Here is an 18951-nt window from a genome sequence, read left to right on the forward strand (position 1 = left end):
AATGCAGTGAAGAGAGGATAGAGAAACGTAGACAAGATGGCTTCCCAACCCGATTGTAACCATACCCTCTCCCTTGCCTCGCCCGGTCAGCAAAGGGGTACCCCGAAGCTGAGCATGTTAAAACCACTGGATGCAGGTGAAGGTAGCTAACGCACTCCGCAACCCGAAAACAGCAAATACTACCCATCCCTAAAGTACCGCATACCGATGCTGATCGGCATATTCATGAATGATACGAGCGGCCCGTCTCCCTAATTCAACCGCATAATTCGTCCCACGATCCCAAGGGTAGACCTGACTCATACTCGCCCAGTACAAACCAGGAAGCGGGGTTGTAATCGGCGGAATGTTACGGCTATGGTTGACCGGCACTATCGGCTGGGCATACGTTTCGCGATGGAGCCAGAAGGCGCGTATCCAATCCGGTTGAAAAGCAGGATTAATCTGGCGTAGAGCCGGCAAAAATCGTTCGAGCAACGTTTGCGCATCAAGCCGAAAGTACTCGTGATCGGGATCGAGATAGTCGCCACAATAAATGAGGTGGTCACCGCCATAATGCACCGGTTCAATAAAGTTGGTATGCTCGACCAGCGCCAGAAACGGAAATTCATCTTTAGGCAGATTGAGCCAGTAGATACCGTTGGTTAGTGGACGACGAAGAGCAATTGTCATGACGACTGCCCCCATCGAATGTAGTCGGCGCAATTGCCCAAGATACTCACCAGGGAGTGAGGGAACCAGGCGGGCTAGCAATCCCGGCGCTCCGGTCACCAGCAACGCATCATATTCGACCGGTAGTGACTGAGAAGCAATAATTTGCCATCCGTTTGTTGTCTGGGTAACTATATTGACCGGTGTCTGAAGGAAAATTTGCACTCCACGGCGGCAGCATGCAGTCCCCAGTTCATCAGCGAAAGCTTGAAACCCACCCCGAAAATAGCCCAGCTTAAAGCTGCGTGCGCGCAGACGCGCCCAGAGCCAGGCCATGTTTACTTCATCAGCATGTGGGCCAAATTTACCTTCCAACAACGGCCGCCAGATAACCTGCGCCACCCGCTGCCCTGCAAAACGCTCAGTCCAGGACATCGCTGTAACCCGTTCGAGCTTTTGCCAGTTCCGGGTCACAAACTTCAGATAAAAGGCAGTGAGTCCGAAACGCAGCCGGTCAATGAACGGTAAGCCAGGGAAACGCAACACCGGCAGGACACCATCGAGGGCATAACCGCACCCCCGCCACCACTGAGCCGTGACCGGCGCCCGAAAGAAGAGACGGTCACGCATCCCAATTTCATTGGTCAGATTGATAATCGCATGATCGGTTGTAAAGATATGGTGGTAAAACCGCTCAAGCGGCCATTCCCAACCTGCATCGCGAAAGCCGCTGGCTAACCCGCCCAATTGTGCGCTTGCTTCATAAACAGTGACTGAGTGACCCTGACCGGCGAGATCGTAGGCCGCGCTGAGACCGGCAATACCGCCACCAATGACAGCAATCTTCATGGCAGCACCTTCTGCGAATTTGCCGGTTCAGCAATGTCGCTCTCGACTGTGTCCGATGCACGCAGTTCCGCCGCCCGATCCATATCACGCCAGGTCAAACTCTGGCGCAACATATACCAGGCGCCAAGCAGCGTCACCGGCAACCACAAGGCAACATGCAGCACCAGCGTATAACCGGCAGCAACGGCATGCACAACGCCAAATTGGGTCAAGATAGCAATTCCCGGCGCATCAAAGGTGCCCACATACCCCGGTGTTGAGGGAATTGTCGTAAACAGATTGACCACCGCCGTCATCAGCATCAGCACCAGAAAAGAGACCTCAAAGGGGAAAGCATGCATCACAAACCAGTACTTCAGCGTCTCTCCCAACCAGATCAGGGTCGATGTCAACAGAATTACGATCATTTCACGTGGACTACGCAGTGATTGCAAACCAATGATAAAGCGATCAAAGAGGCCATGAATGTGTGGCCGCAACCGGTCTGGTGCAAAGCGATCAACCAGCATCGTATAGAAACGACTCATACGCTGCGGACGGGCAGCCAACCAAATAAATCCGATCAACGCGACCAGAAAAATGCCACTGAACCCTATCACCAACGAGCGAAACATTGGTGGTAACGGTGCAAAAGGCAGGGTAACTGCAACAAACAGCAGCATGACCAGGCCATCGAATAGCCGCTCGAGCACCACCGTCGCCAAAGAAGCACTCATCGCGATACCACAGTTTCGTCGGAGCACATAACTACGGAGCACTTCCCCCGCTCGTACTGGATAGACGTTGTTTCCCATGTAACCAATCACGACAATTGGGAACAGCGTGCGCAACGGCACTGAGGCAATATGGTTGAGCATCGACTGCCAGCGCCAGGTTCGTATCCAGACCGTGATGAAATAGACAACAACTCCTGGTATCAACCACCAATAATTTGCCTCACGCAATGCCTCCCAGAAATGAGCCAGATCGAGGCCATAGAGCGCAACAGCGAGAAAAATGAGACTAATGATCAGGCCAAGCCATAGTTTCCAGTGCCGCACCGATGTTCCTTTAGCTTTAATGACAGAGCTATCGCGATTCAATCACCTTTGTGCATCTTACCCTTGCTATTGCCGAATGTCAAAGCGGTAGGATCAAGAGCGCGAAGGGGAGCGGTACGAATGGGTCGACACGGACACCACCTTGATGCCCCTGTGCTATCAAACCACTCGAAGAACCACCATCAAGGTTAACTGCAACCTCAATGGCTAGATCAACCGTCGCCAGGAACTGTGACCATTCGGCAAGGCTAAAGCTGGCGCCAGGGGCAACAATCAACAAGACCCGACCGGCCTGATCAAGCGCAATCGCGCTTCGCCGCGCACGCTGATCGTCAGCTACCGTGTAAGCAGCCTCTCCCTGCCTTCTGACCAGGAGTGGCCATCCCTGAATAGCTTGTGCAAAGGGCTTCCCATCGTAAGGTTGTTCGGCCAGCGACCAGAGATGGGGCCTGCCTTGCGCATCAATGGCAAACATCCCGCCTTGATCGACATAGCTGGTTCCAATCACCCGTTGATCGCTGATCAGGAGTGCAACCGGCTCTCCATACTGATCGAAAAATCCACCATTAATCGCGGCTACAGCACCGTACTGCACTGCCCATGCCTGCAAGGTACGGGGCTTAGTCGGATCATAGGCAACAACAAACCGTACTTGCGTTGGATCGATCCGCACGATTTGTACCGGTAATCCCGGTGCTTCGATCTGGCGAATTTCGACTCCCGATGCTATCAAACGCCAGGTAGCATCAGTATCAGGAGGTGTGGGAGTTGATAGAAGCGTTGGAACGATAACCGGACTGTCAACCTTGATCGGCGCCATCGTACAAGCCGCCAGGTAGATCGTCACTCCCAGCAGAATGAGCATCGGCACAACGTGCCGATAGGAGGCGCTCGTTGGTTGGCGGTGATAAACGCTCACTTACGCACCTCTTGATGTAGATTGTCGCCAATGACACGTAACCCGTTTGTGCTGCCTCTATTACCGCTTGCCATCGAGAGAAGAGTAGAAGGTTAGGAAAGGGTAAGAGTCGAACAGCAATTGCACAACCACGCTCGTAAGTATAGCGGAAGACCCCATTCTCGGAAGACGGAGAAGATGAACGTTGTCTTATACTCGTCGAAGCTACGCTCTTACCCTAGACGCAAACTAACTATGGTATGCTTTGACCCGCCACTTACCCCAACTGATGGTAGCCTGATCGGTAATAGAGCAGCGGTCTGCCCCCAAAGACCCGTGCCGCGATCACTTCGCCCACGAAGATTGTATGATCGCCACCGGGTAGCTTGTCGTAGAGCCGACACTCGATCTGTGCCAATACTCCGTTGAGCAACGGTAGCCCATTGGGTGACATCGTAAAGCTATGTGGCGTAAATTTTGCCCCGTCGTGCATTGCAAATCGCCGCGAGAGATATTCCTGATCTTCAGCCAGGATGTTCACCGCAAACTGACCGGCAGCGGCAATAACATCATGACTGGCAGCATTATGGTCAATGCAAATCAGCACCAGCGGTGGGTTAAGCGATAATGAAGCAAACGAACTGACCGTCAGACCGGCCAGGCGATCACCAAGGGCAGTGGTGACCACAGTTACTCCCGAGGCAAAGTGACTCATGGTCTGGCGAAAGAGTGATTCATCAATCATGGTTATCCTGTGGTTCGTTTACTACGTCGTGCAGCGATTGCAGCGTGAATCTCAGCCCCAATAGCATGTTCTGCCCGCGCCTCATCATCGAGGAGTAGCAATTGCGGTACAACCGGCGCTGGACCACCTTCGCGGTTAATAGCCACCATACTGAAGTAGCCGGTTGTGCATAGTCGGCGATCACCGATTAAGGGATGCTCGGCAAAGAGATGCACCCGCACCACCATCGAGCTGCGACCTACGTAAATAACTCGCGAGAACGCTTCAACAATTTCTCCCTGACCGATTGGAGTGCGAAAATCAATCCGTTCAGTCGAGGCAGTAACGACCGGTAAGCGGCAGAAACGCAGCGCAGCGATGGCCGCAGCTTTATCCATCAAAGCCATCACATCACCGCCAAACATCGTTCCGTACCCATTCGTTTGATGCGGCAGGATGATCTCGGCCATCCGCTCTTCATTGGCAGCCCGTGCCGGTCGATGTTGCAACGACATGTCGTTCATATCGTTTGATCCTGAAGGTACAAAACGGCGCTCTGCCGAGCGCCGTCGCTGGCTACACGCAAACTCGTTGTGGGTATGAGCAAAGGGTTTTCTCGCCTGTCCTCATGCCAGTTCTGAACAGACAAGCGACACCATTTACCCACCCCATCCCTTTGAGAGTTGGGTCTCCTCACCAGGCTTACGCTTCGGCAAGCGGTAGATAAAGCGCACAATCTGATCGGCGGCCACGAACATAATAATTAGTGCCTGCACAATTTTAATCACATCGATAGAGAGGCTAGCGCGTACCTGCATCAGCCGTGCACCGGTCAGCAGCCCTCCCCACAGCAATCCCGAAAAGATGATCCCAACCGGATTAGCACGGGCCAACAGAGCTACTGCAATCGCATCAAAACCCAACCCCGAAAAAAAGTCTGCACTGAGCGCACCGCGCACGCCAATAACCTCAATCGCACCGGCGATACCGGCTAGACTACCGGCAATTGCCATCGCCAGAATAATCGTGCGTGGCACATTGATACCGGCATAGCGCGCTGCATTCGGATTAGTACCGGCAGTTCGCATCTCGAAGCCGAGCGTTGTTCGATACAATAACCAGGCTACAACGAAGACCAGTACCAGCGCCAGAGGAATTCCCAGATGAAGAATGGTAGAGCTACCAACCTGAATCCCCGGTAAGCGCGCTGTTTCAGCTATCAGACGCGAGCGAGCACCCGTGGTATCGGCGGGATCACCAAGAATATATGGCGTTTTGCTCCGGATCAGCCAATCTGTCATGCGCAACGCGATATAGTTGAGCATAATCGTATTGATCACTTCGTGAGCACCGGTACGGGCTTTCAGAAAACCGGCAATCGCCGCCCAGGCTGCGCCACCCAGCGCTCCTGCAATCAGTGCTGCCGGAATATGAAAAATGGCTGGCATTTGTAATGTGGTGCCGATCACAACTGAGGCAACCGCACCGGCGTAAAGCTGTCCTTCGGCCCCGATGTTGAAAAGACCGGCCTTGAAGGCCAGGGCAACGCACAACCCACAGATGATGAACGGCGTTGAACGAACCACCGTGTCGGCAAATGCCCGTGGCGAACCAAAGGCACCTTCCCAGAGGCCAATATATGCCGCCTGCCAGTCAGCACCGGTTACACCGATAATGAATGCACCCACTACGAGCGCCGTAAAGACGGCCAAAATCGGCACTAAAACCCCTGACCAGCGATCCCAAAATAGACGGAGCGCAGATGGGCGAATTCCTGTTTCAGTAGCTGCCTGCGCCATGCTTCTCCCCCTGACTACGTCCGAGTAGTCACCTTGTGCAATCTTGTCTGAATCGGCTTACCCCTTCCCACGTCTTTACCATCTGGTCAGGCAGGCAAAGGACGGACAAGGAAGGTGAATAGCGTGCTCGTTTAAACACGATCTCAGACTTCAATCGAGACTGAACGATCCAACGTCGCACCGGCCATCAGCAAACCAAGCTCCTCGCGCGAGAGTTCGCCATTTCTCACAGTCGCAACGATCTGGCCGTGATACATCACCGCAATGCGGTCGGCCAACGAGAGGATTTCATCGAGTTCAGCCGAGACCAGCAAAACTGCAACCCCTTCGTCACGCTTTTTAACAATCTGATTGTGAATAAACTCAATTGATCCGACATCGATGCCACGGGTCGGTTGGGCAGCAATCAACAACTTAAGCTGACGACTGAACTCGCGGGCAACGATCAGTTTTTGCTGATTACCACCACTGAGCGAGCTGGCCGGCACGGTAATTCCAGGGGTGCGTACATCAAACTCTTTGACCAGTCGGGCGCAGTGTTCGTTAATTGCCTGATCGTTCCGCACAATCCCACGGGCAAAAGGCGGGAGGTAGTACAACTCTAACACCGAATTATCTGTCAGCGGGTACGAAGCTACCAATCCATCACGCTGACGATCTTCGGGAATGTGAGCAACACCCAGTTCACTGATTTGACGCGGTGTTGCGTTCGTCACATCAACCCCATCAATGCGGATAGTACCTGCTTCGCTGGGGCGAAGACCGGTCAGCGCCGCAACCAACTCCGTTTGCCCATTACCCTGAACACCAGCAATCCCCAGAATCTCACCAGCACGTACTTCGAGATCGACCCCTTTGACCGCCAGTAGTTGCCGGTCATCGCGTACCCGTAATCCACGCACTTCAAGCACTATTGCACCAGGACGGGCGGGTTGCTTTTCGACCTTCAAAATAACTTCACGCCCAACCATCATCGCCGCCAGACTGGCTTCTGTCGCCTGAGCCGGTGTTGTTTCGCCAACGACTTTACCACCACGTAACACAATGATCCGGTCAGCTACCTCCAGCACTTCACGCAGTTTGTGGGTAATGAAGATGATCGATGTACCCTGAGCAGTCAATGTACGCATCACCCGTACCAGGTCATCAGCTTCCTGCGGCGTTAATACGGCAGTTGGTTCATCGAGAATGAGAATATCGGCGTTGCGGTAAAGTGCTTTAATGATCTCAACCCGTTGTTGCGCGCCAACATCAAGGTCGGCGACCAGGGCATCGGGATCGACGGCTAGATTGTACTGCGCAGAAATAGCACGGATACGCTCGGCAGCCTGTTTGCGGTTGAGGAAGGGGCCACGAGTGACTTCATTGCCAAGAATGATGTTTTCGGTGACGGTCATCACCGGCACCAGTTGAAAGTGCTGGTGTACCATCCCGATACCGCGTGCAATCGACTCGTGCGGGTTGGTAATCCTGACCAGCTCACCTTTAACAAAAATTTCGCCCTCGTCCTGATGGTAGAGGCCGTAAAGGATATTCATCAGGGTTGATTTACCGGCGCCGTTTTCACCAAGGAGGGCCAGCACTTCACCCTTATACAGTTTGAGCGAAACATTATCGTTAGCGACGACACCGGGGAAACGTTTGGTAATATTGCGCGCTTCCAGTACAACCGGGCGTTCCTGGCCATTTTGCGTCACAGGCGACCTCTATTCAGATGTACCACATTACAATCTTACGCAGATATATCATATTGTAGCATATTCTGACGGTTTCGCTGATAACCATTTCCACCTTTGTTTTCAGCGCGGCCTGCGCGGCGTCGGCCTTGGGTATCCCGCAAATAACAGAAAAGCAGTGTTGAGTGCTATATACCTAGCTCTGACCGCAGATTGCGCTGAAGAGTCTCGATCGTTGTCACCAGCGTCGCACGTTCTGCTGACGGTAAGAACGTGGCCTGAGCAGCGTTGCGCGTCATGGTGCAAAGATCATCGACGGTAAAACCCAGATGAATAGCAGCCCGACGAAACTCCTCGCTGATCGTCGTCTCAAAAAAGGTTGGATCGTCGGAATTGATCGTTACCAATACGCCAGCATCGTACAGTTGTCGCAACGGATGCGTTTGCCAGGAAGTGACAGCTTTTGTACGTACATTACTGCTTGGACAAACATCGAGCACAATGTCACGCTCGATAAGGGTCGCTACCAGAGTTGGGTCTTCGATACTGCGAATACCGTGACCGATTCGGCTAACCCCCAAGACATCAATCGCCCCCCACACACTGGCCGGCCCCACAACTTCACCGGCATGGGCCATCACACCCAACCCAGCCTGACGCGCCGTTGCAAATAACGCAGCAAATTCTTCCGGCGGGTGACCAATCTCGTTGCCACCAATCGACCATCCCACCACTCCCAGCGCCCGACAGTCAATAGCTACTTCGAGGATTGGCCAGGCCGCTTCGGCACCGTATTGGCGGCCATAATCAAAGACGATCCCCACTAACGGCCCACCCTGCTCTCTGGCTTGCGCAAAACCCGCCGCCGCACCAGCCACTACCTCACGGAGATCGATCCCCCGCCGCACGTGCTGCATTGGCGAAATCATCACTTCGGCATAGAGTACCTGCTGCGCTGCCAGTTCTTTCCCCAACTCGTAAGCGAGCAGCGCAAAATCTTCACCAGAAACGATTGTTTCGGCTAAGACCATAAACGTGTCGAGGAAATGCTGAAAGTCGTCGTATTGGAAGAGCGCAGCTAATTCTGCTTCATGCTGTACCGGCAGTGCAACACCATTGCGCTGACTCAACTGCAAAAAGGTGCGCGGTGAAACGGCGCCTTCAAGATGGAGATGCAGTTCAACTTTGGGCATGCGCTCAATGAAGGTTGCAAGGGCCGGTGGCAACATGACGCTCTCCTGCTTGATGCCAACAGTACGATCAGGTATCGTTACTAGTGGCGTACATTGTACCCGATAATTGGGAGATTCCCGCACGGGATAGACAAGAACGAACGCACAGCGGCCACCTCCAAACACACCGACTACGACAACACTTGCATGGCTGGCGCGGAGCCATTATTGTTTCTTGTTGATCTGCCACGTGCGCCTGACACCAATTCTACCAGGCAGAACCGGATCACACCAATCCTATTTACACATCATATTCCGTACACTGACGCATACGCCTGGTAAGATCGGACACGGGTTGCCACAGCAAGAATTGGTGTAAGTGCCTATCCGCATAACCGTCTCACGGTATAACGGATGCAACCCATCGATGGATGTAGGGGCACAGTGACCATCGTCGTGGACACCGGTAGGGGCAAAGGGGTGCCTCGCCCCTCCTCGTGAATCTCGTGCATTGCATGACAGACTTCACTGCAAGAAGGTGATCTTCTCACCATAGAGACCAAAGATAATTTTATCTTTCATTGAACATAGGATTGTGAAAAATTTTTCTTACATACGCCCAATGATCAAAAATTATCCTTTTATTCATAAATCTTAGAGAGTGTCTGAAATGTATCTAGTCGAGGGTTTTGATGGATACGTGATGGTATGAACGAACAGATCAGACGAACATCATATCCTACCGACCTTGGAGATTGGCAACAACAGCGATAAGGCACGTATGCAGGATCAGGACGATCCCCAGACAATGGGTTACAAAAGGGGGGTAGAGCGATTCCAGGTATTGGGACGGGGTATCGAGATGCAACAGGTTCAGTTCGCACTTCTGCCCCCTCCCCCAACCTCCCGACCCGCCAGTGCGCGGGGAGAGGTCTGCGTGCCAGAGGTGCAGCGGCACTGCATCAGGCGCTTCTTCCATTCCCTGAGCGTGTAGCTGAATATGCCCTTGCTGAACAGGGATTGAAGGAATGATTGGCTTGCTGAAGTCAAGTCTCAGTGTTGTACATAACTCAACATTTTTTCAGACAGGTAATGATTACGCGGGTACGGTACGTGCTCCACGAGAAAGCTGGGTGTTTGGTCAGGCTCTAAGCGATGTCTCATTCGTATGATCAGAATGCCTGCCGTACAGTGAGGAGACACGCGCTGCTGCACGCAGTCAAATAATTGCTGAGAGCAGCTATATCCGCTCACCTCAGGAGTGCGGGCCAGAAGCTCACACTCCCAGGTGCAAGACGTGGATCGGATACACACTCAGTTGCTGATGCCACTGGCCCGCAACCGTTCGGCGTTATCGTAGATGATCAACGCCTCAATAATTTTATCAAGTTCACCGTCAAGAACTGCCGGCAAGTTCGAGAAGTTCTGTCCAATCCGGTGGTCGGTAATACGATCTTGCGGAAAGTTATAGGTCCGAATCTTCTCGGCCCGTTCACCAGTTCCCACCTGAGCAAGCCGAGATGCGCCGATTTCGCGTTGACGCTTCTCCTGTTCACGAGCGTACAGACGTGCACGCAGCACAGCCATCGCTCGCTCACGGTTTTGTATTTGCGACCGGCCATCCTGACAGGTGACAACAATTTCTTCCGGTGTACCGGGCTTATAGACGATCCGTACTGCCGAGTCGGTTGTATTCACCCCTTGCCCACCGTGACCAGCGCTCCGAAAGACATCAATGCGCAAGTCTTCCGGCTTGATCTCAATCTCAGTATCTTCGACTTCAGGGAGCACAGCTACAGTGGCCGTCGATGTGTGGATACGACCACGCGCTTCGGTGGCCGGTACACGCTGCACGCGATGAACACCACCCTCGTACTTCAACTGGCTGTAAGCCCCTCGACCGTGAATCTGGAAAATCACCTCTTTGATGCCACCGATGCCGTTTTCGGTCAGGCTATCCACTTCAACTTTCCAACCACGCGACTCGGCGAACCGGGTGTACATACGAAAGAGATCGGCGGCAAAGAGCGCTGCTTCGTCACCACCTTCGCCCTGCCGGATCTCCATAATGACATCCTTTTCGTCGTTGGGATCACGTGGCAGCAGGAGCAGCTTCAACTGCTCTTCGAGCTTGAGTAACCGCTTTCGCTGCGTCTCAAGCTCTTCCTGGGCCAGTGCCCGCAATTCCGGATCGCTATCGTCGAGCATCGCTTCCGCTTCGTCAATTGCACGTTGGGTAGCCTGATATTCACGATACGTAGCAACAATGTCTTCCAGTTCGCGCTGTTCACGGGCATACTGCTGCAAGAGGGACGCATTTGTTGCTACCTCTGGCTTCGCCATCAATTCGGTTAATTCATCGTAGCGTGCGGCAACGGCAGCCAGTTTATCAAACATAATCTTATCTTCCGCTACTCAAGATGGTCGATGGCACAATACGTGCTTTACGCTGCAACGTATGTGCCATCGAAGGTTTTTCAATTCAGACCAAGCGCAGCAGCTTTGGCCAGTTTCTTTCGACGATTCCGCTCGGCGCGACGACGCTTCTCTTTGCGCTGCTCACTCTTCGAGATAAAGTGCATTTTCTCGCGATAGGTTTTGGTGATTCGCTCAGCGACAACACCTTTATTAAAGCGGCGAATGAGCTGTTCTACGGTTTCGCCTTCTCGACGTTCAACTCGCATAGCGCTGCCGGATCAACGGTACCTAGTTGTGATAGAGAATCGTGACCTGGCGCGGGGCAACGCCCGATTTCTCTGGTGTTACCGTGATCCTCCTCTATCACCTCCTTCGCTGTAGATTTGGTGCGCCCCTGTGCAGCGACATGCGCCGTTATCGTACACCGAAAATACAGTATACCTGATCGTTCATTAATGCGCAACCGTCACCCCTTTCGTTAGAAGTTTTTAGCTTCGGGTCTCCTTTCAGGTACGCGGGCCTCCGGCCCGCCTCAGACAGGCATACGGGAGACGGCGGGCGGATTGCGAAGCCACCCCGACATCATCGTCTAGGTACGCGGGCCTCCGGCCCGCCTCAGACAGGCATACGGGAGACGGCGGGAGGCTTGAGAAACCGCCCCAACCATACACTAACGAATATGATCAACGAGCGAAGAGTGGCTTGGGAAGACTGCTAACGGAACAGGAAGCTGAGCAACGCTACGTACTGGGGAGAAGTTAGCAATCCGCCTCTGCTGCTCCCGTTTCTCTCTCCTCTCAGCACCTCTGCCAGGTAGAGGAAAAGTTTGAAAAGCCCTAGATTCGCCGCAACACAGCTCCACCATACGCCGGTAACGCTACCCGTCCACCAATGATGTCGGCTGATTGGGTAGCCAGAACGACCTCCCAACGTCCTGACGGTAATGGGATCATACCGGCATGCGGTGCCTGCTGAAGGGCTACCAGCCAGGTCTCGCCGTTGGCAGTACAGGTATATGCCAGTTGGCCATACTGGTCATCGATGTGAATGAATTGCCGTTCACCACGCCAGATTGCTGTGGTTGCCCGACGCAATGATCCAAGTCGCCGGTAAAACTCGAGCAGTTCGCGATCTTGATCCTCGTCCCACAACATCGGCAATCGCGACTCTTCAGGATGGCCGCTACCATCGGCATGACGTACATCGAGCCGCTGACTTAGCCCAACTTCCGTGCCGTAGTAGAGGATTGGTGGATGAGGTAAGGTGTACTGACACAGAGCAGCCAGGCGCAAACGACGAGTATCACCGCGCACAATCCACAGAAAGCGGTTCATATCGTGATTATCGAGAAAACTGGGCAGGTAGAAGCCAGGTGGAAAGTAGTGTAAATGCCGGTTAAGAAACACCGCAAATTGACTGGCACTCATCTCATCGAAGGCAAAGAAGCGTCGGATGGCCTGAAGTAACAGGAAGTCTAGACAACCGTCGAGCCGACCAACATACGAGCGAAGCACCTCAGCCGTATCAACTGCCTCGCCCAACAGCACACAATCTGGCTTGACAGTTCGTAGGACTGCCCGAAACATCGTCCAGAAATCGTGTGAAGGTCCTATCGTGTAATCGAGCCGATACCCGTCAATCCCCTGTTCTAACCAGTAGCGTGCGGCATCGATCATAAACTGGCGTGCTGGTGGGTGATCCAGGTCAAGCTGTGGCAGTTCAGCAACCCCAAAGAATGAGACGTATCGATCTGGATAGCGGGTAAAGGTAAACCATTCCCGTTCTGGACTGTGCGGGTCGCTAATAGCCCGACGGAAGATAGGATGCTGGTTTGAAAAGTGATTGGCCGTGTAATCCAGAATGACTCGCATCCCACGATCATGGGCTGCTGCGATTAGGTGCTTCAGGTCGGCCATTGTTCCCAGACGAGGTTCGACATCGTAGTAATCAGTCGCGTCATAGCCATGGTGTGAAGGTGAAGGGAACAGTGGCGATAGCCAGATCGCCGTAGTACCTAAACTGGCGATGTAGTCAAGATGAGAGGTGATCCCGGCCAGTGTACCGCCGTAGATACCCATCGGTGTCGGTGGACTGGCAAACTGACGACCAGGGCCAGGATGAAACCGATCGATAAAGATATGGTAGATCAATGTCTCACCGAGCCAGTCGGGTGCTCCCTCATCACCCACGCGATACGCGCACGTCCGAGGACGACGGAAGAAGGTCAGATGAAACTCTGCGCCCATCTCGTGAAGATAATGATCTCCTGGCCCAGGATGACCAACCACACTTCCATCGCCTTCGGTAGCACCGATCACTTCACTATACCAGACCGACTCGGTTCCTTCGCGCAACCAGGCTTCGATCCGGTAGCGAACAACGGCGCCGTTTGGTTGTGGTGGCAAATCAATCGCCCACTCTTCCGCATACCCCCAGAGCAGAGTGTCCCAATGACTGGCAATGCGCTGACCAACCGCTACCGCACTCCCCAGTGCTGGCTCACCACGTTTCCCATTTGGCTCACTCCCATCGGTGGTATAGTAAACGCATACCTGATCGGCGGTAATCGATGGCCCTAATGTAACCAGGAGCCGGACAGGATCACCAGCTTGTGGTACCGCCGGTATCATCCGATAGCGGTGAGAAATACCCGCTATCTCTGCCCGCACATACCCTAATCGACGACTATCGGTCGCCATTGTTCCGAAAATAAAGTCAGCCGAGACGTGTATCTGTTCCACGGTGAACAATCCTTTTGATTTCAACTTGCGGGAATTATACGATCCGTTGTTCCTACAGGAGTGATCGGTCTCAAACATTCCCTCACCAGAGAATGTCTCATTCATGCCGCTACCAGATTATGTCAAGTGCAAAAAAGCATGTGTCCGATGACACACCAGACGGTGTCAGAGCACAATAGTCCTGCGGCAAAGTTGTTTACCCGCCGTGCAGAGGAGTATAGAACATTTGCTCTGCTACATTTGTTTTGGTTTGTGCTTGTAATGCATCCATCTGCCTCCCTGGCAAGGCATTGGTAACATCGTGCGACGCACCCATCCCAATGCCATCCTGATGCTCGCGCGAACGGTGTATCGCAGATGTTTGCAACTTACCGCTGACAGGAGCGAGACCGGCGAAGTGATAACATCGTGTCCGCAGAGCACCCATCGTTGTGCAAACATTTTACCTATGCTGAATCTCTGCCTGGCGCGGCAGCAAAAAATCATCGCACGTCAGCGCGTATCTGCAAACGTCTCCCTTATTGCCTGCGCATGCATTGCTGACCGGCACACCAACGGGCACGGACAGCATCCGATCTGCACTGTTTCCTGACCGCATTCGGCAGCGCAAGATTTGCCGTTACCCCGGCCACCTCGCAACTATCCCTTCACACCACCTAACGTCAGGCCGCCAATGATATAGCGTTGCAGCAGAAGATAGACAATCGCGACCGGTAATGAAAGCAAGATCGAGAAAGCGGCAAATCGCGACCATGGAATCTGGCCTGCATACTGACCGGTCATATTGTAGAGTGACATCGCCAGCGTGAAATCTTTTGGATCGGTCAAGAATTGCCAAGACAGAAAGAACTCAGTCCAACCACCGGTAAAACCGAGAAAACCCGTAACGGCCAGTGCCGGTGTTGCGAGGGGCAAAACTATCTGGAAAAAGACTTGATTGGGTGAAGCACCATCAATAATGGCAGCCTCTTCCAGCTCCTTTGGAATTGTATCAAGATAGCCCTTCAAATTCCAGATCGCAAATGGGAGAGCACCGGACACCATCGCAATACCAACGCCGAGCAGCGAGTTCCGTAGCACGAAGACATCGCTGCGAGCTGGAGTAAGACCACTGACGATCAAGCCAATGCTGATCGTCAGCCCAACCGCACCGAAGAAATAATTGCCTGGCCCGGCAGAACCCATGCGAATTGCGGGAGCGACCGCAAAAATGGTCAGGCCGAGCAGCATCAACCCGGCAATAATCAACACAATGCTCATAATGGCACTACTGATACGTACACTGTTCAGTAGCGCGAAGAGAGGTGCGATGGTCGCTACACTCGGCAAGACAGTAATTGCCAAGACCGCAATCATCATAAACTGCCGACCGGGAAACTTAAAACGTGAGAAGGCATAGGCAGCACTGACACCGATCAGCAAAGCGAATGCCGAAACTCCACCAGCCAGCCGTAGACTGTTAAACGCTAGTTCGGTAAACGTCACCGGATTAGCAGTTGGGCGATCAAGTACTTGCAAATAGGCCTGAAATGATGCACCAGGGGGGATAAGGTTCAGCTCTGTCGGTCGCGAAATATTACGCGGATCGAGGGACATACTAACGATCCAAAGTACGGGGAAGAGCACAGTGGCTGCAATAAACAGACAGATGGCCTGTAATACAAGCTGCTGCCACCACTTCAAGCGGCGGCCAGCAGTTGTGCTGCCCGAACGGCGCGAGGGAACGGTGACACTAGACATCGTAGCTCTCCGTAGCACGTGAAATCTTGTTCGTTATCAAGAAGATCGGTATTAGGACCAGCGCAATAATCACTGAGAAAGCGGCTGCAACCCCGTAAAGCTGATTGACATTGATCAGTTTGAACGCTTGCGTCACCATAATCTCAGTCCGACCAAGTGGACCACCACCGCTCATAAAGTAGATAACATGGAATAAGTTGAAGGTGGTAACAATACCGACCATTGCTGCCGGTACCATTGCCGGACGGAGCAGTGGGAGGGTTATGCGCCAGAATTGCTGTAATCCGGTGGCGCCATCGATACTGGCCGCTTCATACATCTCTTTTGGAATCGATTGCAAAGCGCCGGTTGCCACAATCGTCATAAATGGCCATCCAAGCCAGATGTTCGCGATCAGCATTGCGTAATAGCTGAGTGGCAAACCAATGCCGGGAATCGGGTCTTGAATCTGGTTAAACCAGCGAATTTGAACCGGATCGAAGCCGAATGGTGTGATGAAAAGATTGATCAACTGATTTATCGAGCCATACTGATCATCAAACATATTGCGCCAGACAGTGGCAACGACGATATTCGGTAGCACCATGGGTAAAATATAAATGGCCCGATAAATCTTACGTCCCCACAACCCCTCAACATTTAACAACACGGCAATAATGACGCCTAAAGCGACGTGGAAACCGACGTTTGAAAACGTCCACCATAGATTAAAAGCCAGTAACCGCCAAAAATCAAAATTCCCCCCCAGACGAGCGACAAACTGAGGGTTGTTCGTAACAATATCAAGATAGTTTTTGAAACCGACATATTGAGCCGGTCGGTAATTTGGCGGTGTAGTGCCATTAGGGCCAAAGGGATTGAGCGTTTGCTTGCCCTCCTCTTTAATAACCCCATAATCGGTAAACGACATCCAGACCTGAAAAGCCAGCGGGTAAAAGGTGATGAGCATCATGATAACCAACGCTGGCAGCAAGTAGATCAATGGGGTGCGCAGTTGTTTCCACCCCTCGGACAGAGCTGAACGCGGTACCCGAACCGGTTGTGAGGTCAGCTCTGGATTTGTGGTTGCCATGCGGCTTCCTCCCCTTCGATTGGACTGAAAGGCATGAAGCAGTTTGTTGCCGTATCACTCAACGATACCACTGAATGCTGATGATGTTATATGGAGTGGTGACTGATCACTGGCGGGAGCATCAGAACCTGCCATGCTCCCGCCAGATGATCCCTGTCACTCCTGAAACCGCTGCTCATCCTCATTTCGCTCTGCACGTTGCCACTATCACAGAGACGCGCAGCAAAGGTTTATGTGACAGAGGGACAGGTTTGAAACCTACCCCAGCGTTTGGGCAACAGCGTTCAGGCTTACTTACCATTCGCCGTATTCATCAATGCACAAGCTTCGGTAACTGCTGCCGCCGGATCGGCCCCACCATCCAGCACTTTGGTCATCGCATCACCAAATGGCCCCCAATAGTTGTCTAGTTCAGGAATCTGGGGCCGCGGTACGCCGGTAGCAGAGGCTTGGGCAAAGGCCTGTACTAATGGGTCGCTAATCTCAACCTTCGTGCTGACAGGGACATGACCAGCTTCATCAACGTAGACCTTCATCGATTCGGGACTGGTCAAAAACATCGCCAACGCCACAGCACCTGCGACATTCTGGCTGTTAATGCTGACATAGAACCCATCAACACCAGTGAGCGGGCCAGCCGGCTTTACTGCACCTGGCATAGGCGCGACGCCGAGGTTATCACCGAGGACGGCACGGTAGTCACCCAAAACCCATGGGCCGTTGATGATCATATCGGCTTTGCCATCCTTGAAGAGCGAGTCAGCCTGACCTCCATCGGTGGAGAAAGTGACGGTCGGAACTTCTTTGAGTGCCTTCAGGTAAGCAAACCACTCGGCACCACCTGCCTGATCAGCGATGCACTTGCCGCTAGCATCCATCAATTGACCACCGAATGCCTGTAGCCAACCGAAATTGTGGTAGGCATTCTGGTTGAGTACGAGCGTATTACCTCCCTTCACCAGGGCTAGCAGCTCATCGGTCGTCGTCGGTGGGTTAGCAACTTTGCTCTTGTTGTAATAGAGAGCAACGGCCTTAAACGATTCGGGAATACCGTACAGCTTGCCGTTGAGCGACATCCCGGCAACACCGGTTGGGGCAACATCGGTTAGGCGACTTTGATATTCGCTCAGATCAGCTAACACACCGGCCCGAATCTGACTGCCCAGGCTGTCATTGGGAGCAACGAACATATCAGGTCCACCACCCGACGAAACTTCATTATTGAACTTGTTGAATATCTGATCAAACGGAATTTGTAGAACATTGATTGTAGCATTCGGGTAGGCAGCGCGTGCCCGGTCGATCAGAATGTTAATCGCTTTTTCCTCGGCACTTCCGGTACCATACGCATGCCAGAGGGTTATAGTACCGGTAATGGCCATTCCATCGGTTGTCGGTTGTGCAGGAGCAGCAGTAGGTGCGGCAGGGGCAGCCGTCGGTTGCGCAGCGGGGGTTGCCTGACCACAGGCGGATAGCAGGGTGGCAAACAAAGCCAGCAAAGCAATGAGCGAGAAGGTTAACCGCTTCACAAGAAACTCCTTTGTCTAGTGCATCAATGCTTCATACCAGATACGGGCATATGTGTTTTCAATCGCGGTTAGACAGTACGTCACCTCCTTTCGCTGTACCGTGTTGCAGTATCGTTAATTCGCGACGGAGCTTAAGGAGTAAGCGGGTTATCGTTTCGCGTTCGGTATGATCAAGGACAGCCCAACGTCGTGCGACCGATTCGCTAAACGCAGCCCGTACCAGCCCCAAATGCTCATAGCCACGCTTTGTCAACACAATCCGTTGCACCCGTCGATCATTGGGATCGGCCATGCGTTCAACAAATCCAAACGCACTGAGACGATCAACCAGGCGAGTGGTGCTACTCTTATCGATCAACAAATGCTCACTCAAATCTGACAACCGCACACCGTGATGCTCGGCCAGTAGCAACAGCGCCGCGTATTGGGTTGGATTAAGCTGGAATTGACGCAACAAGCGACGGTCGCCATCATCCAGCAAGACATACACTTCTTGGATCATACGGTATTGCCCTGGCCCAGATGGCGTCATAGAATTGCAAAACACTTCGTTGTTTCAAAAATAGTTGTATTTTAAACTATTGTGTCTGAGATTGTATCAGATGCGACGAAGTCTGTCAAGTACCTTACCCACTACAGACA

The 18951-nt window shown here is 52.9% G+C and carries 15 protein-coding genes and 1 pseudogene; 1 reads left to right on the forward strand and 15 read right to left on the reverse strand.

Features of this window, described 5'->3' with window-relative positions; all coding sequences use genetic code 11:
• Nucleotides 1-189 precede the first annotated feature (189 nt).
• From QTO31_RS13830 to QTO31_RS13840, 3 genes are all read right to left on the reverse strand, one after another.
• Nucleotides 190-1500, reverse strand: coding sequence for an NAD(P)/FAD-dependent oxidoreductase (locus QTO31_RS13830; protein ID WP_301429642.1), 1311 nt, complete (start codon nucleotides 1498-1500; stop codon nucleotides 190-192).
• Nucleotides 1497-2540, reverse strand: coding sequence for a lysylphosphatidylglycerol synthase transmembrane domain-containing protein (locus tag QTO31_RS13835; RefSeq protein WP_301429644.1), 1044 nt, complete (start codon nucleotides 2538-2540; stop codon nucleotides 1497-1499). The genes QTO31_RS13830 and QTO31_RS13835 overlap by 4 nt, the downstream gene beginning before the upstream one ends.
• 79 nt (nucleotides 2541-2619) lie before the next feature.
• Entirely contained in the window at nucleotides 2620-3459 is an 840-nt protein-coding gene (locus tag QTO31_RS13840; RefSeq protein ID WP_301429645.1) for a phosphodiester glycosidase family protein, read from the reverse strand.
• Nucleotides 3460-3502: 43 nt separating this feature from the next.
• On the opposite strand from QTO31_RS13840, the pseudogene QTO31_RS19325 reads away from it, so the two are divergent.
• Nucleotides 3503-3547: pseudogene (locus tag QTO31_RS19325) on the forward strand ((2Fe-2S)-binding protein); the annotation flags it as partial.
• Nucleotides 3548-3715: 168 nt separating this feature from the next.
• Here QTO31_RS19325 and QTO31_RS13845 read toward each other — a convergent pair.
• The 12 genes from QTO31_RS13845 to QTO31_RS13900 form a co-directional block, all read right to left on the reverse strand.
• Nucleotides 3716-4183 carry a flavin reductase family protein gene (locus tag QTO31_RS13845; protein WP_031459670.1) on the reverse strand — a complete coding sequence of 156 codons (468 nt, stop codon included), beginning with the start codon at nucleotides 4181-4183 and terminating at the stop codon, nucleotides 3716-3718.
• Nucleotides 4184-4185: 2 nt separating this feature from the next.
• Nucleotides 4186-4686: an acyl-CoA thioesterase gene (locus QTO31_RS13850; RefSeq protein WP_301429646.1), complete on the reverse strand. Its 501-nt coding sequence runs from the start codon at nucleotides 4684-4686 to the stop codon at nucleotides 4186-4188.
• A 135-nt stretch (nucleotides 4687-4821) separates the two neighbouring features.
• Entirely contained in the window at nucleotides 4822-5961 is a 1140-nt protein-coding gene (locus tag QTO31_RS13855; protein WP_301429647.1) for an ABC transporter permease, read from the reverse strand.
• A 143-nt stretch (nucleotides 5962-6104) separates the two neighbouring features.
• Nucleotides 6105-7658, reverse strand: a complete 1554-nt coding sequence (locus tag QTO31_RS13860; protein WP_301429648.1) for an ABC transporter ATP-binding protein — start codon at nucleotides 7656-7658, stop codon at nucleotides 6105-6107.
• Nucleotides 7659-7825: 167 nt separating this feature from the next.
• Nucleotides 7826-8866, reverse strand: coding sequence for an adenosine deaminase (gene add / locus QTO31_RS13865; RefSeq protein WP_301429649.1), 1041 nt, complete (start codon nucleotides 8864-8866; stop codon nucleotides 7826-7828).
• Between the two features lie 1257 nt (nucleotides 8867-10123).
• Complete coding sequence (gene prfA / locus QTO31_RS13870) at nucleotides 10124-11206, reverse strand: peptide chain release factor 1 (protein WP_301429650.1); 1083 nt, start codon at nucleotides 11204-11206, stop codon at nucleotides 10124-10126.
• Between the two features lie 80 nt (nucleotides 11207-11286).
• Nucleotides 11287-11493 (reverse strand): 30S ribosomal protein S21, encoded by a 207-nt coding sequence (rpsU, locus tag QTO31_RS13875; protein WP_028459029.1) that lies wholly within the window; start codon nucleotides 11491-11493, stop codon nucleotides 11287-11289.
• Between the two features lie 570 nt (nucleotides 11494-12063).
• On the reverse strand, nucleotides 12064-13968 hold the full coding sequence (locus QTO31_RS13880; RefSeq protein WP_301429651.1) for an alpha-amylase family glycosyl hydrolase: 1905 nt from the start codon (nucleotides 13966-13968) through the stop codon (nucleotides 12064-12066).
• A 639-nt stretch (nucleotides 13969-14607) separates the two neighbouring features.
• Nucleotides 14608-15708 (reverse strand): sugar ABC transporter permease, encoded by a 1101-nt coding sequence (locus QTO31_RS13885; protein WP_301429652.1) that lies wholly within the window; start codon nucleotides 15706-15708, stop codon nucleotides 14608-14610.
• Nucleotides 15701-16780 (reverse strand): carbohydrate ABC transporter permease, encoded by a 1080-nt coding sequence (locus QTO31_RS13890; protein ID WP_301429653.1) that lies wholly within the window; start codon nucleotides 16778-16780, stop codon nucleotides 15701-15703. Before QTO31_RS13890 ends, QTO31_RS13885 begins: the two co-directional genes overlap by 8 nt.
• 290 nt (nucleotides 16781-17070) lie before the next feature.
• Nucleotides 17071-18309, reverse strand: coding sequence for an extracellular solute-binding protein (locus QTO31_RS13895; RefSeq protein WP_301429655.1), 1239 nt, complete (start codon nucleotides 18307-18309; stop codon nucleotides 17071-17073).
• A gap of 58 nt (nucleotides 18310-18367) precedes the next feature.
• Entirely contained in the window at nucleotides 18368-18811 is a 444-nt protein-coding gene (locus QTO31_RS13900) for a MarR family winged helix-turn-helix transcriptional regulator (RefSeq protein WP_301429656.1), read from the reverse strand.
• Between the last annotated feature and the right edge of the window lie 140 nt (nucleotides 18812-18951).

It is taken from the genome of Chloroflexus sp. MS-CIW-1 (assembly GCF_030444705.1).
Lineage (GTDB): Bacteria > Chloroflexota > Chloroflexia > Chloroflexales > Chloroflexaceae > Chloroflexus.

Bases quoted from the DNA above. Each gene is read 5' to 3' on its own strand.
- rpsU (WP_028459029.1), bottom strand. From the start codon at position 11,493: ATGCGAGTTGAACGTCGAGAAGGCGAAACCGTAGAACAGCTCATTCGC.
- QTO31_RS13890 (WP_301429653.1), bottom strand. From the start codon at position 16,780: ATGGCAACCACAAATCCAGAGCTGACCTCACAACCGGTTCGGGTACCG.
- QTO31_RS13900 (WP_301429656.1), bottom strand. From the start codon at position 18,811: ATGATCCAAGAAGTGTATGTCTTGCTGGATGATGGCGACCGTCGCTTG.
- QTO31_RS13855 (WP_301429647.1), bottom strand. From the start codon at position 5,961: ATGGCGCAGGCAGCTACTGAAACAGGAATTCGCCCATCTGCGCTCCGT.
- QTO31_RS13885 (WP_301429652.1), bottom strand. From the start codon at position 15,708: ATGTCTAGTGTCACCGTTCCCTCGCGCCGTTCGGGCAGCACAACTGCT.
- QTO31_RS13845 (WP_031459670.1), bottom strand. From the start codon at position 4,183: ATGATTGATGAATCACTCTTTCGCCAGACCATGAGTCACTTTGCCTCG.
- add (WP_301429649.1), bottom strand. From the start codon at position 8,866: ATGTTGCCACCGGCCCTTGCAACCTTCATTGAGCGCATGCCCAAAGTT.
- QTO31_RS13830 (WP_301429642.1), bottom strand. From the start codon at position 1,500: ATGAAGATTGCTGTCATTGGTGGCGGTATTGCCGGTCTCAGCGCGGCC.
- prfA (WP_301429650.1), bottom strand. From the start codon at position 11,206: ATGTTTGATAAACTGGCTGCCGTTGCCGCACGCTACGATGAATTAACC.
- QTO31_RS13850 (WP_301429646.1), bottom strand. From the start codon at position 4,686: ATGAACGACATGTCGTTGCAACATCGACCGGCACGGGCTGCCAATGAA.